This window comes from uncultured Tenacibaculum sp. (assembly GCF_947502995.1).
Classification (GTDB): Bacteria; Bacteroidota; Bacteroidia; order Flavobacteriales; family Flavobacteriaceae; genus Polaribacter.
In genome coordinates this window covers 1-203 of record NZ_CANNBW010000098.1, presented here as the reverse complement: position 1 = coordinate 203, position 203 = coordinate 1, and the positions used below count along the sequence as shown (strand labels likewise).

General features: G+C 39.4%; 1 protein-coding gene. It reads right to left on the bottom strand.

Annotated features, from left to right (window positions below; genetic code table 11):
• Positions 1 to 203: hypothetical protein (locus tag Q1A46_RS20905; RefSeq protein WP_299683612.1), on the bottom strand; the 203-nt coding region annotated here is incomplete at both ends.

Here is a 203-nt window from a genome sequence, read left to right as displayed (position 1 = left end):
ACGGATCCATCGACTTCTGTAGCCGTTATGATATAAGGATCAGCCGCAGTTCCGGTTCCTGATATGGTATTAATTCCTGCAACGTTAATAATTGTTTCAGAACCATCAGCCACTAAAGAAGAAAGGTCAACGATTAAAGGTGCCGCTGCATCATCTTCTAAAGAAATAGATAACTGATTGTTAGTTGAGTTAAAGGTAAACTG